Genomic DNA, 25356 nt, shown 5'->3' on the forward strand with positions numbered 1-25356 from the left:
CGGAGAAGCGTTTTCTCCTCCGGCGCCCAAGTTTGGAAGGCGCACATTGCGCTAGGTCATTGAGAAAAAACCGACAATTCAGTACGTTTCGTTTGTTTTTCAGAACGGATCGAAGCTTGAACCGAGCCTCGCCGTGAACGCAACGGAGCCCTGACATGACGCGACCCGTTTACAGCCGCCTCCTCCGGGCCGGGCTTGTTCTGGGAGCCTTCACCCTCTGCTTCGGCGTCGTTGCCGGAGCCCGCGCCCAGACCGAGCTCCTGAACGTTTCCTACGACCCCACCCGCGAACTGTATCGTGACATCAACGCGGCCTTCATTGCCGAGTGGAACGCGAAGAACCCCGACAAGAAGATCAGCACGATCCGCCAGTCGCATGGCGGCTCCGGCGCACAGGCTCGCACCGTCATCGACGGGCTCGATGCCGATGTCGTGACGCTGGCGCTCGCCGGCGACATCGACGCCATCGCCGAGCGCTCGAAGAAGCTGCCGCTCGACTGGCAGGCGCGTCTGCCGCATAACTCTTCGCCCTACACCTCGACGATCGTCTTCCTCGTCCGCAAGGGCAATCCGAAGGCGATCAAGGACTGGGGCGATCTGGTGAAGCCGGGCGTGCAGATCATCACGCCGAACCCAAAGACCTCGGGCGGTGCACGCTGGAACTATCTCGCCGCCTGGGCCTATGCCGAGAAGGCCTTCAACAAGGACGAGGGGAAGGTGCGCGACTATATCGGCAAGCTCCTCGCCAATGTCCCGGTGCTCGACACCGGCGCGCGCGGCGCGACCACGACCTTCACCCAGCGCGGCATCGGCGACGTCTTCCTGTCCTGGGAGAACGAGGCTTTCCTCGCTCTGAAGGAATTCGGCGCCGACAAGTTCGACATCGTGGTGCCCAGCCTGTCGATCCTGGCCGAGCCGCCGGTCGCCCTTGTCGACGCCAATGTCGACGCCAAGAAGACCCGCGGGCAGGCGCAGGCCTATCTCGAGTTCCTCTATACGCCGAAGGCGCAGGCGATCATCGCCAGGAACTTCTATCGCCCGCGCAACCCGGAAGCCGCCGACAGCAAGGACGTCGCCAACTTCCCGAAGATCGAGCTGGTGACCATCGATGGCGTCTTCGGCGGGTGGAAGAAGGCGCAGCCGACCCATTTCGGCGATGGCGGCACCTTCGACCAGCTCTACAAGCCGGCGCGCTGACGCCATGGCGGCGGCGACGACGAGCTTCCGCTGGCGCGAGCCCAGCATCCTGCCGGGCTTCGGCCTGGCGCTCGGCGTCACCGTCGCCGCGTTGTCGCTGATCGTGCTGATCCCGCTGGCGGCCCTCTTCCTGAAGGCCGCCAGCGCGGGCCCCTCCGACATCTGGGCGGTGGCGACCTCCCCGCGCACGCTTGCGGCGCTCAAGCTTTCCTTCACGGCCGCGCTGTTCGCGGCGCTCGTCAACGCCGTGTTCGGCCTGATCCTGGCCTGGGTGCTGGTGCGCTACGAGTTTCCGGGCCGGCGCCTGATCGACGCGGCCGTCGACCTGCCCTTCGCCCTGCCGACCGCGGTGGCCGGCATCTCGCTGGCGGCGATCTATGCGCCGAACGGCTGGGTCGGGTCGCTGCTGGCGCCGCTGGCCTTCCGCGTCGCCATCCCCTTCACCGATCTCTCCTTCGGCTTCGACGGCAAGGTCGCCTATACGCCGCTCGGCGTGATGGTGGCGCTGATCTTCATCGGCCTGCCCTTCGTGGTGCGCACCGTGCAACCGGTGCTGGAGGAGTTGCAGAGCGATGTCGAGGAGGCCGCGGCGCTGCTCGGTGCCAGCCGCTTCAGGACGATATTCCGGGTGATCCTGCCGCAGGTCGCGCCGGCGCTGCTGACCGGCTTCGTGCTCTCCTTCGCAAGGGCCGTCGGCGAATACGGCTCGGTGATCTTCATCGCCGGCAACGTGCCGATGGTGTCGGAAATCGCGCCCCTCCTGATCGTGATCCGGCTCGAGCAGTTCGACTATGCCGGAGCGGCCGTGGTGGCGACGACGATGCTGCTGATCTCCTTCGCACTGATCCTCGTAGGCAACCTGATCCAGGCCCGCGCCCGCAGGAGGTTCGGCGATGTCTGACGCCATTCTGCCCTCGGCCGTCGCGGCGCAGCCACCTCGCAGCGCCAGCCGCGCACGCGGCGAAAGCCTCGGCGTGCAGATCGTGCTGATCGCGATCTCGCTCGCCTTCCTGCTGCTCTTCCTGCTGCTGCCGCTCGTGACCGTCTTCATCGAGGCCGGCGCCAAAGGCTGGGAAGCGTATCGCGCCGCGATCACGGAGCCCGATGCGCTGTCGGCGATCCGGCTGACGTTGCTCGTTGCGGCGATCGCGGTCCCGTTCAACATCGTCGTCGGCATCGCCGCTGCCTGGACCATCGCCAAGTTCGAATTCACAGGCAAGAACCTGCTGATCAGCCTGATCGACCTGCCCTTCTCGGTCTCGCCTGTGATCTCCGGCCTCGTCTTCGTGCTGCTTTTCGGCGCGCAGGGCTATTTCGGCCCTTGGCTGCAGGCGCACGATCTCAAGATTGTCTTCGCCCTGCCGGGCCTGATCCTGGCGACGGTCTTCGTCACTTTTCCTTTCGTGGCGCGCGAGCTGATCCCGCATATGCAGTCGCTCGGTTCGGCCGATGAGGAGGCGGCGCTGACGCTCGGCGCCTCACCCTGGCGCGTCTTCTTCATGGTGACGCTGCCGAACGTGAAGTGGAGCCTGTTCTACGGCGTCCTGCTCTGCAACGCTCGCGCCATGGGCGAATTCGGCGCGGTCGCGGTCGTCTCGGGCAAGATCCGCGGCGTGACCAACACCATGCCGCTGCACATCGAAATCCTCTATAATGAGTACATGGGAGCGGCCGCCTTCGCGGTGGCTTCGCTGCTGGCGGGCCTGGCCCTCGTCACCCTCGTGCTCAAGACCCTGCTGGAATGGCGCTACGGCGATGCGATCGCCGCCAGCCGCCGCCACTGACCCCGCGGACGAAGGAGCTGGGCCATGTCGGTCGCCGTCACCATCGAGACCATCGAGAAGCGCTTCGAGAACTTCCCGGCGCTGCGCGGCGTCTCGCTCGACATCCAGCCGGGAGAGCTCGTCGCGCTGCTCGGCCCTTCGGGCTCGGGCAAGACCACGCTGCTGCGCCTGATCGCCGGGTTGGAACAGGCCGATCGAGGCCGCGTCCTCTTCGGCGAGACCGACACGCGCGACCTCTCCCTGCGCGACCGCCGCATCGGCTTCGTCTTCCAGCAATATGCACTGTTCAAGACGATGAACGTCGCCGAGAACATCGCCTTCGGGCTGAGGTCCCGGCCGCGCCGCGAACGCCCGAGCAACGATGAGATTCGCAGGCGCGTCAGTGTCTTGCTCGAACTCGTTCAGCTTCCGGGTCTGGAGAAGCGCTATCCGAGCCAGCTTTCCGGCGGCCAGCGCCAGCGCGTGGCGCTGGCGCGAGCGCTCGCGATCGAGCCGCGGGTGCTGCTGCTCGACGAACCCTTCGGGGCCCTCGACGCCAAGGTCCGCAAGGACCTGCGCGCCTGGCTGCGCGAGCTGCACGGCCGCACAGGCCATACCACCGTCTTCGTGACGCACGACCAGGAAGAGGCGCTGGAGCTCGCCGACCGGGTCGCCATCCTCAATGACGGGCGCATCGAGCAGGTCGGCTCAGCCGACGACGTCTACGACCATCCGGCGACGCCCTTCATCTGCGAATTCCTCGGCGAGGTGAACAAGCTGCCGGTCAAGGTCGTCGGCAGCCAGGCCTTCTTCGGCGACCGGCCGGTGCTGGGCGGATTGTCGCAGAACCAGGGTGGCCCGGCCTCGCTCTATGTCCGCCCGCAGCATCTGCGCATCGTCGACGAGACGCCGCTGGCGCTGCCCGGCGTGGTCGAGCATCTGCGCCGCAACGGGCCGCTGCGCCGGGCTGAAGTGGCGGTCGAGGGGCTGAAGAAGCGTCTCGACGTCGATCTCGCCAGCCAGGTCGCGCCGGCGATCGGCGAGCGAATCCGCCTGCGCATCGCCCACGGCAATCTATTCGCGGCGGCGTGAGGGGGATCGCCGTCATGCTCGGGCTTGACCCGAGCATCTCAGGACGGAGGGGCGCCTCTTCCTGCAAGAGATTCTCGGGTCTGCGCTTCGCTTCGCCCGAGAATGACGCCCGGCATCGCGGCAGCGTCATGAAGCCGCCCTCGCCTCGGCCAACCCGTCAGGCTATGCCTGTCGCATAGCGGATCACGCCGACAGGAGATCGCGATGAAAGCACGCGCGAAATGGGTGGAAGGCATGGCCTTCATGGGCGAGGCCGGCAGCGGCCATGCCGTGATGATGGACGGCGCGCCTGAATATGGCGGGCGCAACATCGGCATCCGGCCGATGGAGATGCTGCTGATCGGGCTTGCCGGCTGCACCGGCTTCGACGTCGTCAGCATTCTCAAGAAGGGCCGCGAGTCGGTCACTGGCTGCGAGGTCGAGGTCGAGGCCGAACGTGCCACGACCGACCCCAAGGTCTTCACCAAGATCCACCTCGCCTACCGCATCACCGGCAAGGGCCTGTCGCACGCCAAGGCGGAGCGTGCCGTCACATTGTCGAAGGAGAAATACTGTTCGGCTTCGATCATGCTCGGGGCGACCGCCGAGATGACCTACAGCCTCGAAGTGATCGACGAACTACACAAGGAGGCTGCTGAATGAGCAGGGGCGAACTCGCAGGGCTGATCTCGCCGGAGGCGCTGGCCGCGCGGCTCGGAGACCAAAATCTTGTCGTCATCGACATCCGTACCGCCGCCGATGGCGGAAAGGCCGCCTTCGAGGCCGGGCATATCCCCGGCGCGGTCCATTCCGACTACGCGGCCGCTGGCTGGCGGGCGAAGATCGGCAACGCGCCGGGCATGCTGCCGCCGCTCGACCATCTCGCGGCGCTCGCGGGAGGACTCGGCATCAAGCCGCATGACGACGTCGTCATCGTTCCGGCCGGCACCGCCGCCACCGATTTCGCCGCGGCGGCGCGGGTCTACTGGACTCTGAAGCTCATCGGCCACGGCCAGCAGGCGATCCTCGACGGCGGCTTCAAGGGCTGGACCGCCGATCTGCAGCGGCCGGTCGAACGCGGCGCTTCCGCGCCGAAGAGCACGGCCTCCTATCCCGTCGTGGCGCAGCAGCGCCTGCGCAGCACGACCGACGCCACCCTCGTCGCGTCGCGCAGCAAGCAGGCGAGCCTCGTCGATGCGCGCGGGCCGAGCTATTTCGAAGGGCGCGAGAAAGCTGCCGAGGCGACCCGCGCCGGCCATATCCCCGGCGCCATCCAGCGGGACTATGCCGGCGCCTTCGAGCCCGGCAGCGGCAAGCTCAAGGCGCCGGGCGAACTGGAGAAGCTGTTCTCGACCGTGCCGAAGGGGCCGGTCGTGTCCTACTGCAATACCGGCCATTCCGCTGCGGCGAACTGGTTCGTGCTGTCGGAAGTCCTCGGGCGCGACGAGGTCGCACTCTACGACGGTTCGATGACCGACTGGACGCAGGACCCCGAGCGCCCGGTGGCCACCGGCAAGGCGGCATGACGCGCTTTCGATTGCAAAACTGGTTGAAAAGGTTCAAAGGAAGCGCCGATCGCGTGCTGTGACGCGCGGCGCTTCCTGACATTTTTGACCGAGCCACCAGCCGATGAACGCCGTCGCGCCGAAAATCTCCTTCGTTTCGTTGGGCTGCCCGAAGGCGCTCGTCGATTCCGAGCGGATCATCACCTCGTTGCGCTCCGAGGGCTATGAGCTCTCCAAAAGCCATGCGGGCGCCGACCTCGTCATCGTCAACACCTGCGGCTTCCTCGATTCCGCCAAGGCCGAGTCGCTCGAGGCGATCGGCTCGGCGATGGCCGAGAACGGCAAGGTCATCGTCACCGGCTGCATGGGCGCCGAGCCGGAACAGATCCGCGACGCTTTCCCCAACGTGCTCGCGATCACCGGCCCGCAGGCCTATGAAAGCGTCGTCTCGGCCGTGCATCAGGCGGTGCCGCCGAAGCACGACCCCTTCGTCGACCTCGTGCCCGACCAGGGCGTGAAGCTGACGCCGCGGCACTACGCCTATCTCAAGATTTCAGAGGGCTGCAACAATCGCTGCACCTTCTGCATCATCCCGAAGCTGCGCGGCGATCTCGTCTCCCGGCCGATCGGCGACGTGCTGCGCGAGGCCGAGAAGCTGGCCAAGGCCGGCGTCAAGGAATTGCTGGTGATCTCGCAGGACACCAGCGCCTACGGGCTCGACATCAAATACGCGCCCTCGATGTTCAAGGATCGCGAGATCCGCACCCGCTTCTTCGAGCTCGCCCGCGAACTCGGCCAGATGGGGATGTGGGTGCGCCTGCACTATGTTTATCCCTACCCGCATGTCGATGAGGTGATCCCGCTGATGCAGGAGGGGCTCGTGCTGCCCTATCTCGACATCCCCTTCCAGCACGCCTCGCCGAATGTCCTGAAGGCGATGAAGCGCCCGGCCCATCAGGACCGCACGCTCGACCGCATCCGGAAGTGGCGCGACATCTGCCCGGACCTCGCGATACGCTCCACCTTCATCGTCGGCTTCCCCGGCGAGACCGAGGAGGACGTGCAGTTCCTGCTCGACTGGCTGAAGGAAGCGAAACTGGAGCGCGTCGGCTGCTTCAAATACGAGCCGGTGAAGGGCGCGCCCGCCAACGACCTCGGCCTCAACCTCGTCCCCGAGGAGGAGAAGGAGGCTCGCTGGCACCGCTTCATGAAGGCCCAGGCCGAGATCTCCGCCCGCATCGTCAGGGGCCGCGTCGGCAAGCGCATCCCGGTGATCATCGACGAGGCCGGGCCGACCGTCGCCAAGGGCCGCTCCAAATGGGACGCACCCGAAATCGACGGGAATGTCTTTGTCGCGAGCCGGCGTCCCCTGCGGCCCGGCGACATCGTCACGGTGAAGATCGAGCGCGCCGACGCCTACGATCTTCATGGCGTCGCCGTCTGAGCCCGACCACCCTCAGTTGAAGGTGCAGAGGCGGCGGATGGTGCGGCCGTTGCGGTCGCGCGCCGTGCCGAGACTGCTGCAGGCGTCGGTGGACGCCACGGTCTCGACCTGCGCCACCTGCCGGGGAGGCTCGCTGCAGACCCCGGCCTTGCAGCCGGTCTCGGCATAGCGCAGTCGGACCGGGCCGGGGACGCGCACGCGTCCCTTGTCGACGCCCTGCAGGATTGCATTGGTGTGGGTGGCGGCTGCTTCACCGATCCCTTTGGCCTGCTGAGCCAGCGCGACGCCCGAAAGGGCGACGACAGCGAAGAGGAACGCGGCGGCCTGAAACTTGGACGACATGAGCGTCGGGGTCCTGAATGGTCGCCAGCATGCGCTGGCACCGATTCGTCGCGGCACCCTGTGTCCCGGTTCACGCTTCGCATAAAAAACGCGCCCGGATGGCCGGGCGCATTGCTCCCACTTGGCGTCATTCCGGGGCTTGCCCCGGGAATCTCATGCCGAAAAGTCTCTGGTTTCCGTCATGCTCGGGGCAAGCCCGAGCATGACGGCCTTGGTCGAGCCCGATCAGGGAATCAGAACGGTCGAACCCGTCGTGCCGCGCGATTCCAGCAGGCGATGGGCTTCGGCCGCGTCCTTCAGCGGGAAGGTCGCGTTGACCGGTACCTTGACCTTGCCGCTCGTGACGGCGTCGAACAGGTTCTTCGCCATCGCGATCATGGTCTCGCGCTTGGCCGTGTGGGTGTTGAGCGTCGGCCGGGTGACATAGAGCGAGCCCTTGCTGGCGAGGATGCCGAGATTGAAGGCCTCCACCGGGCCCGAGGCATTGCCGAAGCTCGCCAGCAGGCCGAAGGGCTTCAGCGTATCCAGCGACTTCATGAAGGTGTCCTTGCCGACGCCGTCATAGACCACGTCGCAGAGCTTGCCGCCGGTGATCTCCTTCACCCGCGCCGCAAAATCCTCCTCGCGGTAGTTGATGACGTGGTCGGCGCCATGCGCCTTCGCCAGCTCCGCCTTCTCCTTCGAGCCGACGGTGCCGATCACGGTCGCACCCAGCGCCTTGCCCCATTGGCAGAGGATGAGGCCGGTCGCGCCGGCCGCGGCATGGACAAGGATCGTGTCGCCCGGCTTCACCTTGTAGGTCCGGTGCAGCAGATACTCGGCGGTGAGGCCCTTCAGCATCATGCTGGCGGCGGCCTCGTAGGAGATTCCTTCGGGCAGCGCGACGACAGAAGCCGCCGGCACGATGCGCTCCTCGGCATAGGCGCCGAGCGCCGAGACGACCGCGACGCGATCGCCGGCCTTGAATTCCGCAACGTTCGGGCCGACAGCGAGTACCTCGCCCGCGCTCTCATTGCCGAGCACGAACGGCAGTTGCGGTGCCGGATAGAGGCCCGAGCGGAAATAGGTGTCGATGAAGTTGAGGCCGATCGCCCGGTTCCGGATCAGGATTTCGCCGGGCCCCGGCTGCGGCAGGGTGATCTCTTCGAACTGAAGGACTTCCGGACCGCCGGTCTTGTGGGCGCGAATGGCTTTGACCATGAAATTCATCTCCCTCGGATGGATGGCCGACCATAGTTCATCGCACAGGAAAGCAGCATCCTTGCCGAACGCAGAACGCACCTTGCGACTTTGCGGACCGTGGCCAAGTCGCGGCTCATCGGATAGCGAAGAGCTATGAGCACGCACACCGCCGATCCGGTCGACATCGCCATCGTGGGCGCGGGCGCCGTCGGCCTCGCAGCCGCGCTGGCGTTGAGCCGCGAGGGGCGCAGCGTCGCCCTGCTCGGCCCCGTCGCGACGCCCCGCGACGGACGCACCGTCGCTCTGCTCGACGGCTCCTGGCGCCTGCTGGGCGAGCTCGGCGTCCAGGATGCCCTGCTGGCCAAGGCCGCTCCGCTCACGGTGATGCGCCTCGTCGACGACACCGGCAGCCTGTTCCGCCAGCCGCCGGTCGAGTTCCGCGCCTCCGAGATCGGGCTCGAAGCCTTCGGCTGGAATATCGAGAATGCCGACCTGACCACGATGCTGGCCGAAAAGGCCGGCAAGCTCCACGGCCTGCGGATGATCCCCGGCCTTGTGCGCGCCATCGAGCCGGAGGCCGGCGGAAGCCGCCTCTCCGGAGATGATTTTGCCGTGCAGGCCCGGCTCGTCATCGGCGCCGACGGCCGCAATTCGCAGGTGCGTACCGCGGCCGGAATCGCGAGCCGGGACTGGCGCTATCCACAGGTGGCGCTGACGGCGATCTTCGAGCACCGCCGCGACCATCGCGAGGCCTCGACCGAATTCCATACGCGCCAGGGGCCCTGCACGCTCGTCCCCCTGCCCGGGCGCCGCTCCTCGCTGGTCTGGCTGCTCGAGCCTGCGGAGGCGGAGAGCATCGCCGCGCTCGACGACGCAGCCTTCGCGCTGCGGGTCGAAAAGCAGGTGCAGTCGCTGCTCGGCGCCATGACCGTGAAAGGGCCGCGCGGCAAGGTTCCGATGGGAGGGCTTTCGGTCGATCGTTTCGGCGCCGGCCGCATGGCGCTGATCGGCGAGGCCGCACATGTCTTCCCGCCGATCGGCGCGCAGGGGCTCAATCTCGGCCTGCGCGACGTCGCGGCGCTGCGCGATGCGCTCGAAGGCGCTTCGGACCCCGGCGGCGAGGCCGTGATCGCAGCTTACGACGCCGCGCGGCAGACCGATGTCCGGCTGCGGACCGGCGCGGTCGATGCGCTCAACCGCACGCTGCTGACCGATCTGCTGCCTGCCGACCTGATGCGCGGCGCGGGATTGCTGGCGCTCTCGCGGATCGGCCCCCTGCGGCGCTTCGTGATGCGGCAGGGGCTGGCGGGCGGCGCGGAGCGCTGAAAACTGAGCGTCATGCTCGGGCTTGACCCGAGCATCTCCTGCCGGAGGAGGCTCCTGCTTTTTTTCGGCCAGAGATTCTCGGGTCTACGCTTCGCTTCGCCCGAGAATGACGGCCTGCAACACCCTACTCGTGTCAGCGCCGCTGGCCGCGACCTTCCGCAACCCCTCGGCCCGCTCCCGAAACATTGGTGCCAGCGGGAGCGGCGTCGAGACCAGGCGTCGGCCGCCCGGCTCCTCAACCTGCGCATCGAGCAGGCCGCGGACCGTCATCTGCGGATCGGAGACCGCCTCTTCCAGCGTGCGCACCACGGTGCAGCAGCAATCCAACGGCTCGACCACGGTGCGCCAGTAGTCGGCGCTTTCCCTCGCGATGATCTCCGCAATCGCGGCGCGGGTCGCTTCCGGATCGCGACGGTCGTCGCGCAACCGCTCGTCGAGACCGATCCCGTCGCAGAAACTCTGCCAGAACTTGGGCTCGAGCGCCCCGACCGCGAGAAACCAGCCATCGGCCGTGGCGTAGAGCCCATAGCGCGGGCTCGCCCCGGTCAGGAGCCCCTCGCCGCCATCCGGGAAGGAGCCGGTCACCTGGCCCTGCGCCAGCCCGTACCAGGCGAAGGTCGGCATGGCATCGGCCATGGCGATATCGAGATGGCAGCCCTCGCCGGTGCGCTCGCGCTGGCGCAGCGCCAGCAGGATGTTGAGCACGGCCGGCATGGTGCCGCCGGCAATGTCGGCGACGAGCGGCGGCGGCAAGGGCGGCGCCTCGCCGCGCTTGAGCGACTGGCCGAGCAGGCCGCCGAGCGCCTGGTAGTTGATGTCGTGCCCGGCGTCCTGCGCGCGCGGGCCGTCCTGGCCGTAGCCGCTGATCGAGCAGTAGATCAGCCGCGGATTATGGGATTTCAGCGCTTCATAGCCGAAGCCGAGCCGCTCCATCACGCCCGGCCGGAACTGCTCGATCAGGATATCGGCCTTTGCGATCAGCGGGGTAAGCCGCGCCAACGCGTCCGGCGCCTTCAGGTCGATCTCGACGCTCTCCTTGCCGCGATTGAGCACCGCGAAGGGCGCCGCCGTCTCACCGAAGCGCGGGGGGAATCCGCGCATATCCTCGCCGCCCGGCCGCTCGATCTTGATCACGCGCGCCCCAGCTTCGGAAAGGAAGAGGCTCGCCAGCGGGCCGGGCAGAAGCGTCGAGAAATCGAGGACCAGCAGATCGTCCAGCGGCAGCATCCGGCACCTTGTTGCTTGGGGCCTGCTTGGGAGTTTCCTCAGCCCTCATCCTGAGGAGCCGTGTCGTCAGACACGGCGTCTCGAAGGATGCTCCAGGAGGCTCCGGAGACATCTGGAACATCCTTCGAGACGGCCCTTCGGGCCTCCTCAGGATGAGGGCTCACTTTTCCAAACGGGCTCTCAATGGAAGAGATCGGCTGCTATCCTGCCCGTCTTCACCAGCCACAGGAAGCCCGGCAGCGTGATCATCGACACGACAGTGCCGACGAGGATGCAGGCCGAGGCGCGCTCGATGCCAACGCGATACTGCGTCGCGATCACGAAGATGTTCAGGGCGGGCGGCAGCGCCGCCATGATGATCGCGGCATAGATCCAGTGCGCCGGGATGCCGCCGAGCGCCGACAGCAGCACCCAGACCAGCAGCGGGTGCAGCAGTAGCTTGATCACGACCAGCCCGGGAACCTCGCCCGGCATGGTCTTCATCGGCCTCAGCGCCACCGTGACGCCCAGCAGGAAGAGCGCGCAGGGCGCGGCCGCCTGCGAGAGCCACAGCACCATCCGGTCGACCGCGACAGGTAGCTCGACCTTGAAATAGCTGGCCGCGACGCCGGCCAAGGTCGCGATATTGAACGGATGCGTCAGCACCCGCCAAATCACCTCGCGCGTGGTGGCGAGCACGCTCTTCTTCTCGACACCCGCCAGTGCCATCAGGAAAGGCACCAGCGAGAACAGCAGGATATTGTCGAAGACGAAGATCAGCACGACCGGGGCGCTGGCGCTGGGGCCGAGCGCCGCAAGGATCAGCGGCGGGCCCATATAGCCGATGTTGGAATAGGCCCCGGCAACGCCCTGCATCACCGCCTGCGGCATGTCGCCCTTGTTGTGCTTCAGCCCGAGCGCGAATGACAGGCAGAAGGCGCAGAATGTCGCCGTGGTCGTGCCGGCGATGAATTTCCAATTGGCGAGCTCGCTCAGCGGCTTGTCGGCGATCAGCCGATAGAACAGCGGCGGCAGCGCGACATAGATCAGGAAGAACTGCAGCCAGACGAGCCCCGCCTCCGGCAGCTGCTTGTAGCGGCCGATGGCGAAGCCGAGCAGGATCAGCCCGAAGAAGGGCGCGACCAGATTGAAGATGTTGAGAAGGTCGGCCATCCACAAGCAGTCGGTTCGGGGCTAGAACGCCCGCCGAGGTCGAGCCGCCCGCGGACACCTGCATCTAGCGCATGGGGCAGCGCCAGCAAGGCCATTCCAAGCGTAGACCTCTTCGCCAAGCGCAGAGGAGAGACTTCATGCCTAGGACTTAAAGCTTTCTCGTACTTAGAGGCAAATATTCCTAGTATTTAATACCTAAAACCCCATCGAAAGAACCATGGACGCGCGAAGTCGCCTCCGCCACATTCGCTGCATCGCAGCATGGAGCGCCCGATGACAACAAAAACACCGCGCCAGTTCTTTCGCCCGCTCGCGATCGGCGCACCGGAGCCTTATCGGGAGCTTCCGCTCAGGCTCGAGCGCATGATCCATTTCGTGCCGCCCCATCTGGAGAAGGTCCGCGCCAAGGTCGGCGAGCTCGCCCCCCAGGTCGACATCGTGCTCGGCAATCTGGAGGACGCTATCCCGGTCGAGGCCAAGCAGGCCGCCCGCGACGGTTTCATCGCCATGGGCAAGGCCGTGGATTTCGGCAAGACTGGCCTGTGGACCCGCGTCAATGCGCTGAACTCGCCCTGGTTCCTCGATGACATCACCGCGATCATGGCCGAGATCGGCGGCCAGCTCGACGTCGTGATGGTGCCGAAGGTCGAGGGTCCCTGGGACATCCACTATGTCGATCAGCTCCTCGCCCAGTTCGAGGCGCGCCACGCCCTGCCGAAGCCGATCCTGATCCACGCGATTCTGGAAACCGCCGAGGGCGTGAAGAATGTCGATGCGATCGCGACCGCCTCGCCGCGCATGCACGGCATGAGCCTCGGCCCGGCCGACCTCGCCGCCTCGCGTGCCATGAAGACCACGCGCGTCGGCGGCGGGCATCCGGAGTACAAGGTGATTGCCGACCCCTCCCCCGATGGCGGGCCGCGCGCCGTCGCGCAGCAGGATCTCTGGCACTATACGCTCGCCAAGATGGTCGACGCCTGCGCTGCTGCGGGGATCAAACCCTTCTACGGCCCCTTCGGCGATTTCGCCGATGGCGCAGCTTGCGAGGCGCAGTTCCGCAACGCCTTCCTGCTCGGCTGCGCCGGCGCCTGGACGCTGCATCCCTCGCAGATCGACATCGCCAAGCGCGTGTTCAGCCCCGACCCGGCCGAGGTCGCCTTCGCCAAGCGCATTCTGGAGGCGATGCCGGACGGCTCCGGCGCCGTGATGATCGATGGCAAAATGCAGGACGATGCCACCTGGAAGCAGGCCAAGGTGATCGTCGACCTCGCCCGGCAGGTCGCAGCACGCGACCCCGACCTCGCGCAACGCTACGGAATGTGATTGGACAATACGGCGAGGTCGATTGATTTCGACGCATTTACGACGCATTGCTCTCGCAAGGGCGGCGAGAACGTAAGCCGGCGACGGATCGGCCGGCTCAGTATGGATGAGTCATGGAAGCGCGTTCGGCCAAATTCCGGATCGGGCAAGTGGTCAAGCACCGCATCTACCCCTTCCGCGGCGTGATCTTCGACGTCGACCCGGTCTTCTCCAACACCGAGGAATGGTGGGAGGCGATCCCGGAGAACATGCGCCCGTCGAAGGACCAGCCCTTCTACCATCTCTTCGCCGAAAACGAGGAGACGGAATACGTCGCCTATGTCTCGGAGCAGAACCTCGTCAGCGACGATTCCGGCGCGCCCATACGGCATCCGCGCGCCAAGGAGTTCTTCCGGCGCGACCGGAAGGGACGCTACCGGATCGACCATGCCGAGCTGCACTGAGGCCGCGGCTGCCTGTGCCGGGACGCACAGGCCATCACAATGATCAATGAAAAAGGGCCGGCTCCATCGAGCCGGCCCTTTCCGTTTGGTTCGTGCTCAGCCGATCAGGGCTTGGGCGGGGTCGCCGGAGCAGCACCCGGAGCCGGCGCCGCGCCGGGCGCCGGAGCGGCATTGGCGCCGCCGGCGCCGAGGCGCTGACGCAGCTCTTCCTGGCGCTTGGCCAGCTCGTCCTGAAGCTGCTTCTGCTGATCCTCGAGCACCTTCGGATCGATCGGCGCGCCGTCGAAGCCCTTGGCGAAATCGGCGAGCGGAACGGCGAAGGTCACCTCGCGGGCGCCCTGGTTCTGGACGCTGATGTTGAGCGTGGTGCCCTTCTTCATCGCGTTGATGAAGTCCTCCTTGACCTGCGCCTCGGCGAAGCAGCCGTTCGGGAAGCAGATCGCATAGCGGCCGCCCGTCGGCTGGGCGTTGTCGACGCCGAAGCGGATGCCAGGCTGCAGCATCAGGCCGAGCGGCATCAGGAAGCGGACGATCTTGTTCGGGTCACCCTTCACGTCATAGACCGCGGCCGCCAGCACCGGCTGACCCTGATCCGAGACGAAATCGCGGGTGGTGTAGCAGATTTCCTTATTGGCGGCCTGGTCCTTGCCGCAGACCTTGGTCCAGCTCGTCTGGGACGGCTCGGGCTTGACCTGGACGACGGCCGGGCCGCTGGCAGCGGCGGGCTGCTGCCCGGGGGCAGCCGGCTGCTGAGCCGGCGGGGCTGCAGGGCGGGCCGGGGCGGCGGGGCGCTGCGCCTGCGCGAAAGCCGCGACGGGCGCGAAGCCGACCGCCGCGCTGAGAACCAGCCCTAGAGCAGACGATGACAGGCGAAACGAAGCGGACATTCTCTGTCTTTCCTTATCAGGCGAATTCGGGGATCACGACTTCGCAAGCCGCGCGTCACCACCGACGGCCCAATCGCATGACGGCGCCGGCCATAGCAAGCCGTGCACATCAAGGGTGATTGAGGCGTTTGAATGACACCCGGACTCGGCTTTAGCGACTTCGCGCGCTGGATTCCAGCCCGAATAGCTAAGTGACGGCCGGCAGCCCATGCTATTCTTACGTAGGGAATCAGGTCTTACGATGGATTTTTGTCGATCGCCCTTGGCGATGAGCCGCCGCAGGGTCAACGCTATGCTCGCCTTGAGCCCGCTCGCCCTGTTGGCGCGCGGCGGCTCGGCCTTGGCTGATTCGGCCCCCGTGCAGCACGCCATAGCGATGCACGGCCAGCCTGCCCTGCCCCCTGGTTTCGCCCATCTGCCCTATGCCGATCCGAAGGCTCCGCGCGGCGGACGGATCATCTTCGGCCTCCAGGGCACCTTCGACAGCCTGAACCCCCTGATCGTTCTCGGCGTCGCGCCCGATGCCGTGCCGAAATATGTGCAGCAGAGCCTGCTCTTCCGCTCGGCCGACGAGCCTTTCACCGCCTATGGCCTGCTGGCCTCGCAGGTGGAGCTCGACGCTGATCGCAGGAAGCTCGCCTTCGAGATCGACCCTCGCGCAACCTTCGCGGACGGCACGCCCGTCACCGCCGCGGACGTGCTCTTCACCGTCGAGATGCTGAAGACGAAGGGCAAGCCCTTCCACCGCTCCAGCCTCGCGCGCATCACCAAGGCATCGGCACCCTCGCCGAAGCGGGTCGAGTTCGAGCTCGGCGACGGCTCCAACCGCGAATTGCCGCTGGTGATCGGCGCGCTGCCGATCTTCGCCAGGCACGCGACGAATGCCGAGACATTTGGCGATACGAGCTTCAAGCCCGCGCTCGGCTCCGGCCCCTATGCCGTCGGCGAGGTCCGGCCCGGCGAATCGCTGACGCTCAAGAGGCGGAAGGATTTCTGGGCCGAGGACCATCCGCTGACCCGCGGCCTCTTCAATGCCGATGAAATCCGCTACGATTTCTACCGGGATTCCAACGCCCTGTTCGAGGCGTTCAAGGCCGGGCTCTACGATGTAAGACTCGAAGGCGATCCGACGCGCTGGATGACCGGCTACGATATCCCCGCGGTGCATGACGGGCGCATCGTTCGCCAGACCCTGCATTTCGACACGCCAAAGGGCATGACGGGGCTCGTCTTCAACACACGCCGCCCGGTGTTCTCCGACGTCCGGGCGCGCGAGGCGCTCGGCCTGCTGTTCGATTTCGAATGGGTCAACCGCAACCTGTTCCACGGCGTCTATCGGCGCGCCGGCAGCTTCTTTTCCGATTCACCCCTGTCCGCCCTCGGCGTCCCCGCCGATGGCCGCGAGAAGGCCTTGCTCGCCGCTTTCCCAGATGCAGTGCGCGAGGATATCCTTTCAGGCACGTGGAAACCCTCGGAAACCGATGGATCGGGCCGGGACCGCGAGCAGGCGCGCAGGGCGCTCGACCTGCTCAAGGGCGCCGGCTATGCGCTCCAGGACGGAGCCTTGCGCAACGGCAAGGGCGAACCCTTCGCCTTCGAGATCACCGTCACCAGCCGCCCACAGGAACGGCTGGCGCTGAACTACGCGCAGTCGCTCGGCCGCCTGGGGATCACCGCCACTGTCCGGCTGATCGACGACGTCCAGTACTGGCGGCGGCTCTCTGCCTTCGACTTCGACATGATCCAGTGGACCTGGCCGGCCTCCGCCTCGCCCGGCAACGAGCAGATCGGGCGCTGGGGCGCGGCGAACGCCGAGCGCAAGGGGTCGCTCAACTACGCAGGGGTGAGATCGCCCGCCGTCGATGCGGTGCTGCAGGCCCTGCTCGGCGCCCGCGAGCGCGAAGATTTCGTCGCCGCTGTGCGGGCGCTCGACCGGCTGCTGCTGTCCGGCTTCTACGTCGTGCCGCTCTACTACCTGCCCGACACCTGGCTCGCCCTTGCGCGGGACGTGGTGATGGCAGGGCGCCAGCCGGCCTATTTCCTCTCCAGTGAAACGCTGGCGCGCCTTCCGGCCACGCCCGCTCCTGCGAATTGAAGGGCCGTCGATGCGAGCAGAACAGGACGAGGCTTCCGCCCTGCTCGACGGGCTCGATATCGATACGCTGCTGAAGGCCCTGACGCGCAGGCGCGGCTATGAGGCCGCCCTGCGCGACCCGCCGGGGCGGCGCGGCTGGAGCGATGTCAGCCCGGCCTCGATCAATTTCCTGCAGCTCGATCAGCGCATCGACCAGCTCGCAAGGCTTCTTGCCGCCAACAAGGGACAGCCGGGCGCGAGCGTCGCGATCCTGGCGCCTTTGGGACCCGAGGCGGTCGTTTCCGTGCTCGCCAGCCTGCGTGCCGGCCTCTCCCCGCTGATGCTGCCGCTGCACGGCAACGAGCTTGAACTGCTGCGCCTCATCGAGGCTTCAGGCGCGGTCATGGCGCTCGGCGTCAGTCGCGTCGGGCCATTGCGGCCGCTGTTGATGCTGCGCAATCTCGCGATGCGCGCCTTCAGCACCCGCTTTGTCGGCGGCTTCGGTCCGGACGTGCCCGATGGCGTCGCGCCGCTCGACACCCTCCTGGCCAATGCGAGCCTGCATCCCCTGCCCGGGCCGGTCGAGCGCCCTTGGCTGCAGGTCGCCGATGCCGTCTCGCTTCAAGGCCCGCAGCGGATCTCCGAGCGGGAGATTCTCGGCAAGGCGCTCGAGATCTCGCGGGCGCTGAAGCCGATGACCTCCTCGCGGATCGTCAGCACCCTGGTCGGAGGCGATCTCGCGGCGCTCGCCAGCGGGCCGGGCATGGCGATGCTCACCGGCGTCGAATTGCTGCCGCTCGGCCTGTTCCACCTCGGCGATCTCCAGGCCTGCATCGAAGGCGGGCGCAGCGTCCATCTCGTGCTGCCGGGCAATATGGAGCCGGCACTGGCCCATTCGCGACTGGCGGGCCATCCGGCGCTCGCCAGCCTTGTTTTCGTGCAGCGGACCGGCAGTCAGCTCTCCTATCCGGCAATTGATCGCCCCGATCTCGCCATCGTCGACATCGCGGTGCATAGTGCTTCGGACATCACCGTCACCAGGCGCCAGACGCCCACGGGCTGAACAGCGCGATGACGATGATGGGGCGCGCATTCTGCGGAGTGTTCACCATGCTTTCCGTCGGTCTTGTCTTGCTTTCGCTCTCCGCGAGCCCGGCACTTGCCGTGGCCGACAAGGTTCCGCGCTTCGATATCAACGCCTCCTGTGGCAGCGCCGATAAATCGGCCACGGGTATCGGCCGCCCCGCCAGCGCCTGCCGCGACGACGAGGAAAAGGCCCGCACCGCGCTGGAAGCGCGCTGGTCGGAATACCCCGCCCAGGCCCGGACGACCTGCACCGAAGGCGCGAGCCTCGGCGGGCCGCCGAGCTATGTCCAGCTCATCACCTGTCTGGAGTTGGCGAAGAAGTAGACTTGCCGCCGGAGAGCGCCGCGGCGCGCAGCAGCGCGTAGAGCACCAGCGCATTGAGCAGATGCCAGAGCCAATGCGTTCCGAGCGGCACAGCGCTGCAAAGCAGCCCGTCGATACTGCGCATCGCCAGCGAAACGGCGAAAACCACGCCGGCCAAGGCCAGAAGCTTGCGCTGGCCGCTCAGGGCCGGATCGCGCGGCATGGCGAGCGCGATGCCGACAAGCCCGAGCAGGAAGGCCGCATAGCCGGCGGAGCCTGCCACCATCGCCGGCAGAACCGCACGCCCCGCCCAGGAGAGAACGAGCGCGAGGCCGAAGAACGCAAGCGTCCCGATCGCCGTGATCAACCCGGATGCACCGAGAAACCGGCTGAGCGCGAATGCGAAATAACCGAAGGCGAAGAGCTGGATCGGCACGACATCGGCCAGCACCGTCCAGCGATTCGGCATGGTATGGAACAGGAAGGAGCCGGCTCCGATCGCGAAGACCAGCAGGATGAATGTGAGCGCGATGCCGTCGCGCCCTTCCTGCCGGCGCCATAGCCGAAAGGCCATCAGCGCCGCCGCCAGAAAGGCGACGTTCGTCACCGCATTGACGGGCTCGGCCCAGAAGCTCGCATCGAGTCTTTCGCAATAGCCGAACCGCATCGATCCGCCCGTCCCTTGCCCGCCTCAGCGAACCCCGCCGTTGCGACAGCGTCATGTCGCGTGCCGACTGTTGCCTTGCCGCAGCCGGTCCGCAAAGCTCACGCGCTCATGCCGGGGAACACCAATATGCGCAGCCTTCGCCTTTCATTGTCCGCAAGCCTCCTGCTCGCAGCCGGAGCCACTGCCCCGGCGTTTGCCAACCCCCAGACCTGCGCGAACCTCTGGACCGCCCGTAACGAGATCTACAAGGCGCAGGGCTACTGCTTCCGCACGCAGCGCGCGATCGCGGCATTCGGCAACGCGGGTTGCCAGTACGACAATATCGAGGACGTGCCGCTTTCCGCCAATGACCGCCGCGTGATCGCCGACATCGTCCGGCAGGAACGGGCGCTGCGCTGCCCGCGCTGACCCAAAATCGTTCACGGCGATTGCCTGTGGAAGGCAGGGCTGCCCTGCGTCCAGCGGGGGCGAGGCCGTGCTAGAAGCCCCGGTCGCGCGCCTGCGCCCGACCAAACAAGGCGATTCACGACCGGCATGACGACAGCGATCGAGATGGGAACGACAAGGACCGGCGAGCCCGGTCTCATCGATCTCGCCGAATTGCTGGCGACGCGCCTGCTCGTCCAGGGCAATTCGGGCTCGGGCAAGTCGCACCTGCTGCGCCGCCTGCTGGAGCAGAGCGCCCCGCTCGTCCAGCAGGCCATCATCGACCCGGAGGGCGATTTCGTCTCGCTCGCCGACCAGTTCGGCCATGTCGTTGTCGATGCCGAGTGCGGCGAGGCGGAGCTGCAGCGCGTCGCGCTGCGCGTGCGCCAGCACCGCGTCTCGGTGGTCCTGAACCTCGAAAACCTCGAGGCGGACGAGCAGCTGCGCGCCACGGCAGCCTTCCTCGGCGGGCTCTTCGACGTCGACCGCTCGCTCTGGTTCCCGATGCTGATCGTCGTCGACGAAGCCCAGCTCTTCGCCCCGGTGATGGCGGGCGAGGCCTCGGACGAGGCGCGCCGACTCTCGCTCGGCGCCATGACCAATCTGATGTGCCGCGGCCGCAAGCGCGGCCTTGCCGGCGTCATCGCGACGCAGCGCCTAGCCAAGCTCGCGAAGAACGTCGCGGCGGAAGCCTCGAACTTCCTGATGGGTCGCACCTTCCTCGACATCGACATGCAGCGCGCCGCCGACCTGCTTGGCATGGACCGGCGCCAGGCCGAAATGTTCCGCGATCTCGAACGCGGCCAGTTCGTGGCGCTCGGCCCTGCCCTGTCAAAGCGCCCGCTGCCGATCAGGATCGGCACCGTCAGCTCCGTCGATCGCGGCAGCGCGCCGGGGTTGATGCCGCTGCCCGAACAGGCGCCGGCGGAAGCAGGCAAGCTGATCTTCACGCCCGGCGAGGACGAGCCGCCGCCGATGGCGCGGCCGGTCCGCCCGGCGCCGCGCCCACGCCCGGACCCGAACGAGGTGCTGCGCCGGATCGAGACTTACCGCCCGGCTCCGCAGACCGAGCCCGAGCCCGAGATCGAGCTGGAGCCGGAAGAGCGCGAAGCGATCATGGTCGAGATTCTGCGCGAGCTGATGGCCGACCCTGAAGCACGCTCGCGCCAGGTCGCGGTGCTCTATCAGGATTTCACCGTGCGCTGCCGGATGCGCCGGCTCGGCCGGACGAATCTGAGCCTGGAGGAGTTCCGCCGCAGGCTCGCCGTGGCGCGGGCCGGCGTTAGCGACAGCGTCGCGACCAGCGAGGGCTGGCAGGCGGCAGTCGTGGCCTCGGGCACGCTGCCGGAAGACCTGCAGGGGCTCTTCCTCTACATCGCCCGCACCGCCATCGAGGGCAGGCCCTGCCCCAGCGATGCCGAGCTCGCCGAAGTCTATGGCAGCCACTCGCCCAGCCGGGCGCGGCGCCTGCTCGGCTATATCGAAGAGCGCGGCCTGATCGTCTGTCATGTCGACTTCCGCGGCCTGCGAACGCTCGCCCTGCCTGCGCTCGGCGTCGAGACCGCGCCGGGCCAGGCTCAGCCGCGCACGGCCGGGATGCCGCGCAGCGCCCGCGGATAGAAGCCAGCGCCGCGCGCTCGGTGACTTCAACTCACGAATGCTGTTCCAGCCGGCCGACTAATCACGCCGGCTTCGCACCACCATGTTCTGACCTCCACAGGAGATCTGGATCATGGAATATCGGCGTTTGGGCCATTCGGGGCTGAAGGTTCCCGCCCTGAGTTTCGGCGCGGGCACCTTCGGCGGACAGGGGCCGCTCTTCAGCGCCTGGGGCAACACGGACGCCAAGGAAGCGCACCGCCTCGTCGATATCTGCCTCGATGCCGGGCTGAACCTCTTCGACACAGCCGACGTCTACTCGAACGGGGCGTCCGAGGAAGTCCTCGGCGAGGCGATCAAGGGCCGCCGCGACAAGGTGCTGATCTCGACCAAGACGACGCTGCCGATGGGCGACGGCCCGAACGATGCCGGCTCCTCGCGCAGCCGCCTGATCAAGGCGACCGAGGACGCGCTGCGCCGGCTCGGCACCGACTATATCGACCTGCTGCAGTTGCATGCCTTTGACGCCGGCACGCCGGTCGAGGAGGTTCTCTCGACGCTCGATGCGCTCGTCCGGGCGGGCAAGCTTCGCTATGTCGGCGTCTCCAACTTCTCCGGCTGGCAGCTGATGAAGTCTCTGGCCGCCGCCGAGCGTCATGGCTGGCCCCGCTATGTCGCGCATCAGGTCTACTACTCGCTCGTCGGGCGCGACTACGAATGGGAGCTGATGCCGCTCGGCCTCGACCAGAGCGTCGGCGCGCTGGTCTGGAGCCCGCTCGGCTGGGGCCGCCTCACTGGCAAGATCCGGCGCGGCCAGCCTCTTCCGGCCGGGAGCCGGCTGCACGAGACAGCCGAGTTCGGCCCGCCGGTCGAGGACGAGCAGCTCTACGCCATCGTCGACGTGCTCGATGCCATCGCGCAGGAGACCGGCAAGAGCGTACCGCAGGTCGCGATCAACTGGCTGCTGCAGCGCCCGACGGTCTCCTCGGTCATCATCGGCGCCCGCAACGAGCAGCAGCTGCGGGACAATCTCGGAGCCGTCGGCTGGAACCTGACGGCCGAGCAGGTTGTGCGGCTCGATGCCGCGAGCGTCCGTACGGCGCCCTACCCGTACTTCCCCTATCGGCGGCAGGAGGGTTTCGGCCGTCTCAATCCGCCGCTGGTCTGAGCCGTTATTGCGAGGAGCAGGGCGACGAAGCAATCCAGGGGGCCGCAGGACGGACCACGTCAGCCGGATCCCCCCTGGATTGCCTTGCTTCGCTCGCAATGACGGGCTGCTCCGTGCGAGCGCGCTTCGGGAGATGACCGCCGCGCAAAACTTGACCACCCCGCCCCCGAACGTGCATGACCTGTGGCCGTATTCACGGGTCCGGCCATGCGCGTTCTGTTGATCGACAACTACGACAGCTTCACCTGGAACCTGGTCCACCTCATCGGTGGCCTGGGGGCCGAAGTCGATGTCTGGCGCAACGACGCGCTGTCGGTCGAAGAAGCGCTGGGCGGCGAGCATGATGCGATCGTGCTCTCGCCCGGCCCCTGCACGCCAAACGAGGCCGGAATCTGCCTCGATGTCGTCCGGCAAGGCGCCGCCCGCAAGCCAATTTTCGGCGTGTGCCTCGGACTGCAGGCGATGGGGCAGGCCTTCGGCGGCGACGTCGTGCGGGCGCCCGTGCCGATGCACGGCAAGGTCTCGCCGATCAGGCACAGGGCACGCGGCCTGTTCCGCGGCATCAACGGGCCGCTGCAGGCGACGCGCTATCACTCCCTCGTGGTCGATCGCGATTCCTGCCCGACTGTCTTCGACATCGAGGCCGAAACCGATGACGGCCTGATCATGGCGCTCTCGCACCGGGAGCTGCCGGTCCACGGCGTCCAGTTTCATCCGGAGAGCATCGCCTCCGAGCATGGCGCGACGATCCTGCGGAATTTCCTCGATCTCGCCCAGCGATGGCGCAGCGAGCACGAAGCCGCCGCCCTGACCCCATCAGCCTGATTTCCGCAGAGTTTCCATGGACGACTTCAAACCCTTCATCGCCAAGGTCGCGACCGGAGCGACACTCTCGCGCGAGGAGGCGCGGGACGCCTTCGACACGATCCTCTCCGGCGAGGTCACCAACGCGCAGTCCGCCGCCTTCCTGATGGCGCTGCGCGTCCGCGGCGAGACGATCGACGAGATCGCCGGCGCCGTCGGCGCGATGCGCGGCAAGATGCTGCCGGTGAAGGCGCCGGCCGAGGCGATCGACATCGTCGGCACCGGCGGCGATTCGTCCGGCTCCTACAACGTCTCGACGCTGGCTTCGATCATCACGGCAGCCTGCGGCGTGCCCGTCGCCAAGCACGGCAACCGCGCGGCTTCCTCGCGCTCCGGCGCGGCCGACGTGCTCACCGCACTCGGCGTCAAGGTCGGCCTCGATTCGGCCGGGACGGAGCGCTGCATCGCCGAGGCCGGTGTCGGCTTCATGTTCGCGCCGACGCATCACGCCTCGATGCGCCATGTCGCGCCGGTGCGTACCGAGCTCGGCACGCGCACGATCTTCAACCTGCTCGGCCCGCTCTCGAACCCGGCCGGGGTGAAGCGCCAGCTGATCGGGGCCTTCTCCGAAACCTGGCTGGAGCCGATGGTCAAGGTGCTGGCCTCGCTCGGCTCGACTCGCGTATGGGCCGTGCACGGCTCCGACGGGCTCGACGAGATCACCACGACCGGGCCGACCCGCGTCGTCTCGCTGGAGAACGGCAACGTCGAAAGCTTCACCATCAGCCCCTCCGATGTCGGCCTCGAGCCGGCCAGGCCGGAGGAGCTGCGTGGCGGCACGCCCGAGCAGAATGCGGCCGCGCTGAACGCCGTGCTCGCCGGCGAGAGGACCGGCTTCCGCGATATCGCCGCCTTCAATGCCGCGGCAGCACTGCTCGTCGCCGGCAAGGCTGCGAACCTGAAGGACGGCTTCGCCCAGGCGACGGCCGCCCTCGACTCTGGCAAGGCCAAGGCGACGCTGGGCGCCCTCATCAAAGCCTCGAACGCGTGAGGGCGGCATGACCGACATCCTCGCCAAGATCGAAGCCTACAAGCGCCAGGAGATCGCGGCCGCCAAGGCCGCCGTGCCGCTGGCCGAGATCGAACGCCGCGTCCGTGCCGCCGGCAAGCCGCGCGGATTCGCCGATGCTCTCGCCGCCAAGCTCGCGGACGGCAAGCCGGCCCTGATCGCCGAGATCAAGAAGGCGAGCCCGTCCAAGGGGCTGATCCGCGCCGATTTCGACCCGCCTTCGCTCGCCCGTGCCTATGCCGCCGGCGGCGCGGCCTGCCTCTCCGTGCTGACCGATGCGCCCTCCTTCCAGGGTCAGCCGGAATTCCTGACGCAGGCGCGCGAGGCCTCCGGCCTGCCCGCCCTGCGCAAGGATTTCCTCTACGAGCCCTATCAGGTCTACGAAGCCCGCAGCTGGGGCGCCGACTGCATCCTGATCATCATGGCTGGTGTCGACGACGACACCGCCAGGGCGCTCAACGAAACCGCGCGCGAACTCGGCATGGACGTGCTCGTCGAGGTTCATGACGACGCCGAGCTCGACCGGGCGCTCAAGCTCGAGAGCCGCCTGCTCGGCATCAACAACCGCGATCTGCGCAGCTTCCACGTCGATCTCGCGGTGACCGAGCGGCTGGCGCCGCGCGTCCCCTCCGACCGCATCGTCATCGGCGAGAGCGGCATCTTCGCCCATGCCGACATCGCCCGCCTCAACAAGGCCGGCGTCAACAGCTTCCTCGTCGGCGAGAGCCTGATGCGGCAGGCGGATGTCACGGCCGCGACGCGGTCGCTGCTGACCGGCACGGCGCAAGAGAGCGCGGCGTGAGCCGGCTCAGCCACCTCGACGCCCAGGGCCAGGCGCATATGGTCGATGTCGGCGACAAGGCCGAGACGACCCGCATCGCCGTCGCCGAAGGGAGCGTCGTGATGGCGCCCGGGACGATCGCGATCGTGCGCGACGGCAACGCCAGGAAGGGCGACGTGCTCGGCACGGCGCGCCTCGCCGGAATCATGGCCGCCAAGCGCACACATGAGCTGATCCCGCTCTGCCACCCCCTGCTGCTCAGCAAGATCGGGGTCGATCTCACGATCGACGAGGCATTGCCGGGCGTGCGCGTGCGCGCCGAAGTGAAGATGAAAGGCCAGACCGGCGTCGAGATGGAGGCGCTCACAGCCGTCTCGGTCGCCTGCCTGACCGTCTACGACATGGTCAAGGCGGTCGACAGGGCGATGCGGATCGAGAACATCCGGCTCATGCACAAATCCGGCGGCCAGTCCGGCGACTACGACGCAAAGGCTTCGCAGGAAGGAAGTCGAGCATGA

The 25356-nt window shown here is 67.3% G+C and carries 26 protein-coding genes; 20 read left to right on the forward strand and 6 right to left on the reverse strand.

Translation table 11 applies throughout. The features are described from left to right. Positions 1–155 precede the first annotated feature (155 nt). The 7 genes from AC1DIN_RS13145 (at position 156) to rimO (ending at position 6979) form a co-directional block, all read left to right on the forward strand. Complete coding sequence (locus AC1DIN_RS13145; protein ID WP_476810138.1) at positions 156–1196, forward strand: sulfate ABC transporter substrate-binding protein; 1041 nt, start codon at positions 156–158, stop codon at positions 1194–1196. Between the two features lie 4 nt (positions 1197–1200). Then, positions 1201–2097 (forward strand): sulfate ABC transporter permease subunit CysT, encoded by an 897-nt coding sequence (cysT, locus tag AC1DIN_RS13150; protein ID WP_476810139.1) that lies wholly within the window; start codon positions 1201–1203, stop codon positions 2095–2097. Further along, entirely contained in the window at positions 2090–2980 is an 891-nt protein-coding gene (gene cysW, locus AC1DIN_RS13155) for a sulfate ABC transporter permease subunit CysW (protein ID WP_476810140.1), read from the forward strand. Before cysT ends, cysW begins: the two co-directional genes overlap by 8 nt. A gap of 24 nt (positions 2981–3004) precedes the next feature. After that, positions 3005–4051 carry a sulfate/molybdate ABC transporter ATP-binding protein gene (locus AC1DIN_RS13160; RefSeq protein ID WP_441470521.1) on the forward strand — a complete coding sequence of 349 codons (1047 nt, stop codon included), beginning with the start codon at positions 3005–3007 and terminating at the stop codon, positions 4049–4051. A gap of 204 nt (positions 4052–4255) precedes the next feature. Then, positions 4256–4693 carry an OsmC family protein gene (locus tag AC1DIN_RS13165; RefSeq protein ID WP_476765146.1) on the forward strand — a complete coding sequence of 146 codons (438 nt, stop codon included), beginning with the start codon at positions 4256–4258 and terminating at the stop codon, positions 4691–4693. Continuing rightward, positions 4690–5556 carry a sulfurtransferase gene (locus tag AC1DIN_RS13170; RefSeq protein ID WP_476810141.1) on the forward strand — a complete coding sequence of 289 codons (867 nt, stop codon included), beginning with the start codon at positions 4690–4692 and terminating at the stop codon, positions 5554–5556. The genes AC1DIN_RS13165 and AC1DIN_RS13170 overlap by 4 nt, the downstream gene beginning before the upstream one ends. A 103-nt stretch (positions 5557–5659) precedes the next feature. Beyond that, positions 5660–6979 (forward strand): 30S ribosomal protein S12 methylthiotransferase RimO, encoded by a 1320-nt coding sequence (gene rimO / locus AC1DIN_RS13175; protein ID WP_476810142.1) that lies wholly within the window; start codon positions 5660–5662, stop codon positions 6977–6979. Between the two features lie 12 nt (positions 6980–6991). Here rimO and AC1DIN_RS13180 read toward each other — a convergent pair whose 3' ends face one another. Continuing rightward, complete coding sequence (locus AC1DIN_RS13180; protein WP_476810143.1) at positions 6992–7321, reverse strand: hypothetical protein; 330 nt, start codon at positions 7319–7321, stop codon at positions 6992–6994. Positions 7322–7546: 225 nt separating this feature from the next. Then, entirely contained in the window at positions 7547–8521 is a 975-nt protein-coding gene (locus AC1DIN_RS13185) for a quinone oxidoreductase family protein (protein WP_476810144.1), read from the reverse strand. Between the two features lie 135 nt (positions 8522–8656). On the opposite strand from AC1DIN_RS13185, the gene AC1DIN_RS13190 reads away from it, so the two are divergent. Then, positions 8657–9829: a UbiH/UbiF family hydroxylase gene (locus tag AC1DIN_RS13190; RefSeq protein WP_476810145.1), complete on the forward strand. Its 1173-nt coding sequence runs from the start codon at positions 8657–8659 to the stop codon at positions 9827–9829. Between the two features lie 84 nt (positions 9830–9913). On the opposite strand, the gene AC1DIN_RS13195 is transcribed toward AC1DIN_RS13190, so the two are convergent. Together AC1DIN_RS13195 and AC1DIN_RS13200 are read right to left on the reverse strand one after the other, a co-directional pair. After that, positions 9914–11056: a CaiB/BaiF CoA transferase family protein gene (locus tag AC1DIN_RS13195; RefSeq protein ID WP_476810146.1), complete on the reverse strand. Its 1143-nt coding sequence runs from the start codon at positions 11054–11056 to the stop codon at positions 9914–9916. A gap of 180 nt (positions 11057–11236) precedes the next feature. Beyond that, the gene (locus AC1DIN_RS13200) at positions 11237–12208 is read right to left on the reverse strand and encodes an AEC family transporter (protein WP_476810147.1); all 972 of its coding nucleotides are present in this window, start codon (positions 12206–12208) and stop codon (positions 11237–11239) included. A 273-nt stretch (positions 12209–12481) separates the two neighbouring features. Here AC1DIN_RS13200 and AC1DIN_RS13205 point away from each other — a divergent pair, with 273 nt between their 5' ends. Both AC1DIN_RS13205 and hspQ read left to right on the forward strand, forming a co-directional pair. Then, positions 12482–13531 (forward strand): HpcH/HpaI aldolase/citrate lyase family protein, encoded by a 1050-nt coding sequence (locus AC1DIN_RS13205; protein ID WP_476810148.1) that lies wholly within the window; start codon positions 12482–12484, stop codon positions 13529–13531. Positions 13532–13644: 113 nt separating this feature from the next. Then, complete coding sequence (hspQ, locus tag AC1DIN_RS13210; protein WP_441470531.1) at positions 13645–13974, forward strand: heat shock protein HspQ; 330 nt, start codon at positions 13645–13647, stop codon at positions 13972–13974. A gap of 104 nt (positions 13975–14078) precedes the next feature. On the opposite strand, the gene AC1DIN_RS13215 is transcribed toward hspQ, so the two are convergent. Then, positions 14079–14861 (reverse strand): invasion associated locus B family protein, encoded by a 783-nt coding sequence (locus AC1DIN_RS13215; protein ID WP_441470532.1) that lies wholly within the window; start codon positions 14859–14861, stop codon positions 14079–14081. 268 nt (positions 14862–15129) lie between these two features. On the opposite strand from AC1DIN_RS13215, the gene AC1DIN_RS13220 reads away from it, so the two are divergent. Genes AC1DIN_RS13220 through AC1DIN_RS13230 form a run of 3 tightly spaced genes read left to right on the forward strand, consistent with a single transcriptional unit; the run spans position 15130 to position 18345 of the window. Continuing rightward, entirely contained in the window at positions 15130–16956 is a 1827-nt protein-coding gene (locus tag AC1DIN_RS13220) for an extracellular solute-binding protein (RefSeq protein WP_476810149.1), read from the forward strand. Positions 16957–16966: 10 nt separating this feature from the next. After that, entirely contained in the window at positions 16967–17998 is a 1032-nt protein-coding gene (locus AC1DIN_RS13225; RefSeq protein ID WP_476810150.1) for an AMP-binding protein, read from the forward strand. A gap of 47 nt (positions 17999–18045) precedes the next feature. Further along, positions 18046–18345 carry a hypothetical protein gene (locus AC1DIN_RS13230; RefSeq protein WP_441470535.1) on the forward strand — a complete coding sequence of 100 codons (300 nt, stop codon included), beginning with the start codon at positions 18046–18048 and terminating at the stop codon, positions 18343–18345. On the opposite strand, the gene AC1DIN_RS13235 is transcribed toward AC1DIN_RS13230, so the two are convergent. Continuing rightward, complete coding sequence (locus AC1DIN_RS13235; protein WP_476810151.1) at positions 18317–18991, reverse strand: ceramidase domain-containing protein; 675 nt, start codon at positions 18989–18991, stop codon at positions 18317–18319. The genes AC1DIN_RS13230 and AC1DIN_RS13235 overlap by 29 nt on opposite strands. 126 nt (positions 18992–19117) lie before the next feature. On the opposite strand from AC1DIN_RS13235, the gene AC1DIN_RS13240 reads away from it, so the two are divergent. From AC1DIN_RS13240 to moaC, 7 genes are all read left to right on the forward strand, one after another. Next, positions 19118–19399 carry a YARHG domain-containing protein gene (locus AC1DIN_RS13240; protein WP_476810152.1) on the forward strand — a complete coding sequence of 94 codons (282 nt, stop codon included), beginning with the start codon at positions 19118–19120 and terminating at the stop codon, positions 19397–19399. A 126-nt stretch (positions 19400–19525) separates the two neighbouring features. After that, complete coding sequence (locus tag AC1DIN_RS13245; RefSeq protein ID WP_476810153.1) at positions 19526–21037, forward strand: helicase HerA domain-containing protein; 1512 nt, start codon at positions 19526–19528, stop codon at positions 21035–21037. 112 nt (positions 21038–21149) lie between these two features. Continuing rightward, positions 21150–22184 carry an aldo/keto reductase gene (locus AC1DIN_RS13250; protein ID WP_476810154.1) on the forward strand — a complete coding sequence of 345 codons (1035 nt, stop codon included), beginning with the start codon at positions 21150–21152 and terminating at the stop codon, positions 22182–22184. A gap of 207 nt (positions 22185–22391) precedes the next feature. Beyond that, positions 22392–23009: an anthranilate synthase component II gene (locus AC1DIN_RS13255; RefSeq protein WP_441470540.1), complete on the forward strand. Its 618-nt coding sequence runs from the start codon at positions 22392–22394 to the stop codon at positions 23007–23009. A gap of 16 nt (positions 23010–23025) precedes the next feature. Beyond that, positions 23026–24039, forward strand: coding sequence for an anthranilate phosphoribosyltransferase (gene trpD / locus AC1DIN_RS13260; RefSeq protein ID WP_476810155.1), 1014 nt, complete (start codon positions 23026–23028; stop codon positions 24037–24039). 7 nt (positions 24040–24046) lie between these two features. Continuing rightward, the gene (gene trpC, locus AC1DIN_RS13265) at positions 24047–24859 is read left to right on the forward strand and encodes an indole-3-glycerol phosphate synthase TrpC (RefSeq protein ID WP_476810156.1); all 813 of its coding nucleotides are present in this window, start codon (positions 24047–24049) and stop codon (positions 24857–24859) included. Next, positions 24856–25356, forward strand: a complete 501-nt coding sequence (gene moaC / locus AC1DIN_RS13270) for a cyclic pyranopterin monophosphate synthase MoaC (protein ID WP_476810157.1) — start codon at positions 24856–24858, stop codon at positions 25354–25356. The genes trpC and moaC overlap by 4 nt, the downstream gene beginning before the upstream one ends.

This window comes from Allobosea sp. 05T438 (assembly GCF_056396025.1).

Coding starts and splice junctions, on each gene's coding strand:
- AC1DIN_RS13145 (WP_476810138.1), top strand. CDS start 156: ATGACGCGACCCGTTTACAGCCGCCTCCTCCGGGCCGGGCTTGTTCTG.
- cysT (WP_476810139.1), top strand. CDS start 1,201: ATGGCGGCGGCGACGACGAGCTTCCGCTGGCGCGAGCCCAGCATCCTG.
- cysW (WP_476810140.1), top strand. CDS start 2,090: ATGTCTGACGCCATTCTGCCCTCGGCCGTCGCGGCGCAGCCACCTCGC.
- AC1DIN_RS13160 (WP_441470521.1), top strand. CDS start 3,005: ATGTCGGTCGCCGTCACCATCGAGACCATCGAGAAGCGCTTCGAGAAC.
- AC1DIN_RS13165 (WP_476765146.1), top strand. CDS start 4,256: ATGAAAGCACGCGCGAAATGGGTGGAAGGCATGGCCTTCATGGGCGAG.
- AC1DIN_RS13170 (WP_476810141.1), top strand. CDS start 4,690: ATGAGCAGGGGCGAACTCGCAGGGCTGATCTCGCCGGAGGCGCTGGCC.
- rimO (WP_476810142.1), top strand. CDS start 5,660: ATGAACGCCGTCGCGCCGAAAATCTCCTTCGTTTCGTTGGGCTGCCCG.
- AC1DIN_RS13180 (WP_476810143.1), bottom strand. CDS start 7,321: ATGTCGTCCAAGTTTCAGGCCGCCGCGTTCCTCTTCGCTGTCGTCGCC.
- AC1DIN_RS13185 (WP_476810144.1), bottom strand. CDS start 8,521: ATGGTCAAAGCCATTCGCGCCCACAAGACCGGCGGTCCGGAAGTCCTT.
- AC1DIN_RS13190 (WP_476810145.1), top strand. CDS start 8,657: ATGAGCACGCACACCGCCGATCCGGTCGACATCGCCATCGTGGGCGCG.
- AC1DIN_RS13195 (WP_476810146.1), bottom strand. CDS start 11,056: ATGCTGCCGCTGGACGATCTGCTGGTCCTCGATTTCTCGACGCTTCTG.
- AC1DIN_RS13200 (WP_476810147.1), bottom strand. CDS start 12,208: ATGGCCGACCTTCTCAACATCTTCAATCTGGTCGCGCCCTTCTTCGGG.
- AC1DIN_RS13205 (WP_476810148.1), top strand. CDS start 12,482: ATGACAACAAAAACACCGCGCCAGTTCTTTCGCCCGCTCGCGATCGGC.
- hspQ (WP_441470531.1), top strand. CDS start 13,645: ATGGAAGCGCGTTCGGCCAAATTCCGGATCGGGCAAGTGGTCAAGCAC.
- AC1DIN_RS13215 (WP_441470532.1), bottom strand. CDS start 14,861: ATGTCCGCTTCGTTTCGCCTGTCATCGTCTGCTCTAGGGCTGGTTCTC.
- AC1DIN_RS13220 (WP_476810149.1), top strand. CDS start 15,130: ATGAGCCGCCGCAGGGTCAACGCTATGCTCGCCTTGAGCCCGCTCGCC.
- AC1DIN_RS13225 (WP_476810150.1), top strand. CDS start 16,967: ATGCGAGCAGAACAGGACGAGGCTTCCGCCCTGCTCGACGGGCTCGAT.
- AC1DIN_RS13230 (WP_441470535.1), top strand. CDS start 18,046: ATGCTTTCCGTCGGTCTTGTCTTGCTTTCGCTCTCCGCGAGCCCGGCA.
- AC1DIN_RS13235 (WP_476810151.1), bottom strand. CDS start 18,991: ATGCGGTTCGGCTATTGCGAAAGACTCGATGCGAGCTTCTGGGCCGAG.
- AC1DIN_RS13240 (WP_476810152.1), top strand. CDS start 19,118: ATGCGCAGCCTTCGCCTTTCATTGTCCGCAAGCCTCCTGCTCGCAGCC.
- AC1DIN_RS13245 (WP_476810153.1), top strand. CDS start 19,526: ATGACGACAGCGATCGAGATGGGAACGACAAGGACCGGCGAGCCCGGT.
- AC1DIN_RS13250 (WP_476810154.1), top strand. CDS start 21,150: ATGGAATATCGGCGTTTGGGCCATTCGGGGCTGAAGGTTCCCGCCCTG.
- AC1DIN_RS13255 (WP_441470540.1), top strand. CDS start 22,392: ATGCGCGTTCTGTTGATCGACAACTACGACAGCTTCACCTGGAACCTG.
- trpD (WP_476810155.1), top strand. CDS start 23,026: ATGGACGACTTCAAACCCTTCATCGCCAAGGTCGCGACCGGAGCGACA.
- trpC (WP_476810156.1), top strand. CDS start 24,047: ATGACCGACATCCTCGCCAAGATCGAAGCCTACAAGCGCCAGGAGATC.